Origin of the sequence: Streptomyces chattanoogensis, from assembly GCF_001294335.1 — a bacterium.
In the GTDB taxonomy this organism is placed as follows: domain Bacteria; phylum Actinomycetota; class Actinomycetes; order Streptomycetales; family Streptomycetaceae; genus Streptomyces; species Streptomyces chattanoogensis.
Window position 1 is genome coordinate 1 of record NZ_LGKG01000211.1, and the last position, 4228, is coordinate 4228.

Below are 4228 nucleotides of genomic sequence, written 5' to 3' on the forward strand. Positions count from 1 at the left end.
GCGCCGGCCTCGTCGTCCAGGCCGACGAAGCCGAGGTCGGCGATCGCGGCCAGGCCGGCTTCGCGTAGCCGGTCGACCAGGTCGTCGTGGCGGCAGGCGTAAGGCCCGCGTACATCGCCGCGAGTGCCCTTCGTGTACGGGGTGGGTTGGTCATCAGGGTGCTTCTCTCTTCATTGGTCGATCAGGTCGATGCCGTGGTCGCTGTATCGGGCCCCCTGGGCTCCGGTGTCGGGCACGGCGGCGTCGATCGCGATCAGGTCGGCGGGCGTCAGGTGCAGGTCGAGGGCGGCCAGGTTGTCGCGCAGGTGCGGGCGGCGGGAGCTGCCGGGGATGGGAATGACGTCGCCGCCGCGGGCGAGGAGCCAGGCGAGCGCGATCTGGGCGGGGGTGACGCCCTTGGTGGTGGCGAGGTGGGTGATGGCGTCGACGATGGCCAGGTTGGCTTGGAGGTCGTCGCCGTTGTAACGCGGGGCGGTGGCGCGGAAGTCGCCGGGTTCGTAGCGCGTGGTGGTGGCGACGGCGCCGGTGAGCAGGCCGCGGCCGAGCGGGCTGTAAGCGACCAAGGTGGCGCCGAGGCTGCGGAGCGTCGGCAGGATGTCGTGTTCGACGTGGCGTTCCCACAGCGAGTACTCGGTCTGGACGGCGCTGATCGGATGGATGGCGTGGGCGCGGCGGAGGGTCGTGGCCGATACTTCGGACAGTCCGAGGCGGCCCACCTTGCCCTGCGCGACCAGGTCCGCCAGGGTGCCGACGGACTCCTCGACGGCGACGGCGGGGTCGATGCGGGCGAGGTAGTACAGGTCGATGTAATCGGTGCGCAGTCGGCGCAACGAGGCTTCGCAGGCCCGCCGTAGATCGGCGGGGGTGCCGGAGGCGACCAGGCCCTCCGCGGTGCGGCGGACGCCGGTCTTGGTGGCCAGCACGACCCGGTCACGGTGCGGCGCGAGGGTCTGGCCGAGGAGTTCCTCGTTCGCTCCGTCGCCGTAGAAGTCGCCAGTGTCGAACATCGTGACACCGGAGTCGAGGGCGTCCAGCAGGGTGGCCGCGGCCTCGCGTGGGTCGGCGGTGCCGTAGCTGCCGGTCATGCTCATGCAGCCGAGGCCAAGCCGGGAGACCGCTGGGCCGCCGGTTCCAAGGGTGGTGGGGTGCATCATCGTCCCTCCGTCACTTCGCCAGCGCCGTGCGGAGGAACTCGAGGATCTCTGTCTGGGCGGCCGTGGCCTGGGGTTCTGTGCCGGGCAGGGTGAGGAACGCGTGCTTGGCGCCCGGGTATTCGGAGAGCCGGGTGGGTGTCCCGGCTGCGCGCAGCCGCTGGGCGTAGCAGCGGCCGTGGTCCGCGACCGCGTCCTGGGTGGGCACCACTACCAGCGCGGGGGCGAGCCCGCTGAGGGCGTCCGCGTACAGCGGTGAGACCGCAGCGGCGTCATGCCCTGGCGGGACGGCGAGGCGCTGGAAGAATCGCAGTAGCGGCTTGGCGCGGCTCGGGCGGTAGGCGTACTCGTCCATCGAGGCGTGGTCGAACATCGTCTCCGTCACGTCGGCCACGGGGTTGACCAGCACCTGCCCCTTGAGCTCCAGGCCGGCGGCCCGGGCCCGGATCGCGGTCAGGGCGGTGATCAGTGCGCCGCAGCTCTCGCCGAAGACGGCCGTGCGCGACGGGTCGATGCCCCACTGCGGGGCGTGCCGCAGCACGTGGTCGAGGGCCTCCCAGCCGTCGTCCGCGGCATCGGCGAGCGGGACGCCGGGGGCGAGGAGCCGGTGCTCTACGGAGACGACGAGCGCGGGGAGCCGGGCGGCAATATGGCTGTTGGTCCAGTCGCACTGCGTCGCCGTGCCCACGAAGCCGCTTCCATGGACATGGACCACGAGCGGCAGGTCAGCTGGGGCTGCGGCTTCGCCGTCTCCCGGCGCGGCCGGCCGGTACACCCGGACCGGCAGGTTGCGGCCGGGCAGCGCGATCTCCTGCCAGTCGATTGCGGCGCCGGGGTGCGACTCGCCGAGGATGGCCTGCGCCGCGCTGGAGGCGCGGAAGCTGTTCTCCGCGTCGCGGTAGGCGAGCAGTTCCTCGGTCGTTATCGCGTCGAAGTCCGGCTCCGGCGGCCGCGTGGCGCTCGGGGTCTCGCTCATGGTGTCCCGCTCCCTTCCCGGCCAAGTGCCGGGTGTGGCCTCGTGGTTGAGGTTCGTTGCCCTCATTATGCACGCACTGCGTGCATCAGCAAGTGCATAGGTTAGACTCAGACTTGACGAGAGGGGCGAGATGGCTGGCCGACGGAGATAGTCGACCGAGGAGATCCTGGATACGGCGGCGGAGCTGCTGCGTACGACCGACGCCGAGTCGTTCAGCGTGCGCAAGCTCGGCGCCGCGCTCGGGACCGACTCCTCCAGCCTCTACCGGCACTTCCGCAACAAGACCGAACTGATGCGTGCGGTGGCCGACCGGATCCTGCTGGCCGCGATGAATGACTACCGCCCCGAGGGCGACTGGAAGCAGCGCGTCACCGCCCTGGCCCTGCGCCTGCGTGAGGCGTTCGGCGAGCAGCTCCAACTCGCCGCGGCGTGGGGGCGCTACGGGTCCGGCGGTGGCGGTTCTCGTTTGGTGATGGAGGAGTTGCTGCAGGCTCTGCGCGCGTCCGGCCTGCCCGATGAGGAGGTTCCGGCGCGCTACCACCGCATCGTGATCCTCATCGCCGCGCTGATCACCTCCGAGGCTGGGATCGGGACCCTGACCCCCAAGGAGTACGAACAGGGCATGGAGCAGTTCCGTGTCGCGGTGCTCGGCGCCGACCCCGAGCGCTTCCCCGCCCTGTCCTACTTCGCCCGTGACATCCCTCCACTGGGAGCAGACCGTCACGCCGCGTTCGAGGAGATCCTCACCGCCCACCTCGACCGCATCGAGGCCGAGCTCCCCGAGACCTGCACACCCTGAATCTCTGCTGGTCAGCGGTGCGTGGGAGACCGATGGTGTACTCGCCCCGGTCGGGGGCGGGAGGCTGGAGCGTAGATCATCCGACACGGTGCGGATGGGTGTTTCCCGCTTTGGCCGGTTCGCGGGTAGCGGGGTTTCTACGATCCCGGGCGAGAACGGTGTCGCGCCGTTCGGGAGGGGAATCGTGTCGTCGCTGGAGAAGATCGAGGCTCGTCGGGCGGAGTTGGATGGGCTCGCCGAGGCGTTGGCCAAGCAGCTGACCGAGGTGGACGCTGAGCGTGAGGAGCTGGCGGTCGCGGAGCGGGTGCTGCGGCGGCTGTACGAGCAGGAGGCCGAGACCGCCCGGGAGAATGCCGTGACACCGCAGCCGGTGCAAGTCGCGGGCAGGTCGGTGCTGAAAGTGCCGCATCGCAGTGAGGTGCCAGATGCGTCCGCGCTGCCCGGCGACTACCGGCGGATGCTGCAGATCGTCAGCGCCGCGGGCGGGCCGGTCATGGTCAAGGACGTGGGCGCCGAGCTGGGGATCGACGTCTCGGTGCCCGGCCGGCTCGAGCCGTTGCGCGGGAAGCTGTCGAAGCTGGCCGTGCGGGGCTGGCTGCACAAGCTGCCGAACGGCACCTTTACGGCTCGGGCGTGATTATCCTGCTTGCGGACCCGTAACCAGGAGGTCCCCGACCCGGGTTGAGGAGGTATGCCTACAACCAAGACCCCGGCCGGGGACCTCACCGAGCTTGTGTATCAGTGCCGGCTGCCGCTGTCCACGCAGACTCTCACCTTCCTGACCGGGCTGCTGAGCGCCCACCTGAAGAAGATCCGTTCCCGGTGGCGCAAGCTCGCGACCGGCCGCATCACGGTGATCGTCCTCGCCGCGTTGCGGCATGACCAGCGCCTGGCCGACCTCGCCGGCGGCAACAGCGTCTCACGCACCACGGTGGGCCGGTGGCTGAAGGAGATGATCGAGCTGCTGGCCGCCAGGGCGCCGCGGCTTGAGCGGGTGCTGGCGAAGATCGCCCGGGAGGGTGGCAGCGTCGTGCTGCTCGACGGGTCGCTGATACCCACCCAGCGCCAGACCGGCCTGCCCATGCGGCGCCGCTGGTCCGCGAAACACAAGCGGCACGGTCTGCTGGTCATCGCCCTGACCGACGTGCATGGGAGGCTGTTGTGGACCTCCACCGCCCGGCCGGCGCGCGGCTCGGAGATCACCGCCTGCCGCCACGACGACCTGGTCGACCGGCTACGCGAAGCCGGCCTGGCCGCGATCGCCGACCTCGGCTTCGTCGGCCTGGACGACGAGGCCGGCGC

General features: G+C 70.7%; 5 protein-coding genes. 3 read left to right on the plus strand and 2 right to left on the minus strand.

Annotated features, from left to right (window positions below):
* Positions 1-170: 170 nt before the first annotated feature.
* Positions 171-1151 carry an aldo/keto reductase gene (locus ADL29_RS40070; RefSeq protein ID WP_053928410.1) on the minus strand — a complete coding sequence of 327 codons (981 nt, stop codon included), beginning with the start codon at positions 1149-1151 and terminating at the stop codon, positions 171-173.
* A 13-nt stretch (positions 1152-1164) separates the two neighbouring features.
* The gene (locus ADL29_RS40075; RefSeq protein WP_053928406.1) at positions 1165-2127 is read right to left on the minus strand and encodes an alpha/beta hydrolase; all 963 of its coding nucleotides are present in this window, start codon (positions 2125-2127) and stop codon (positions 1165-1167) included.
* Positions 2128-2290: 163 nt separating this feature from the next.
* On the opposite strand from ADL29_RS40075, the gene ADL29_RS40080 reads away from it, so the two are divergent.
* From ADL29_RS40080 to ADL29_RS40090, 3 genes are all read left to right on the plus strand, one after another.
* A complete protein-coding gene (locus ADL29_RS40080; RefSeq protein ID WP_245689842.1) occupies positions 2291-2926 on the plus strand; it encodes a TetR/AcrR family transcriptional regulator in 636 nt (211 codons plus the stop codon).
* A gap of 184 nt (positions 2927-3110) precedes the next feature.
* A complete protein-coding gene (locus ADL29_RS40085; RefSeq protein WP_053928408.1) occupies positions 3111-3563 on the plus strand; it encodes a hypothetical protein in 453 nt (150 codons plus the stop codon).
* 54 nt (positions 3564-3617) lie between these two features.
* Positions 3618-4228: transposase family protein (locus ADL29_RS40090; protein WP_053928409.1), on the plus strand; the 611-nt coding region annotated here is incomplete at its 3' end.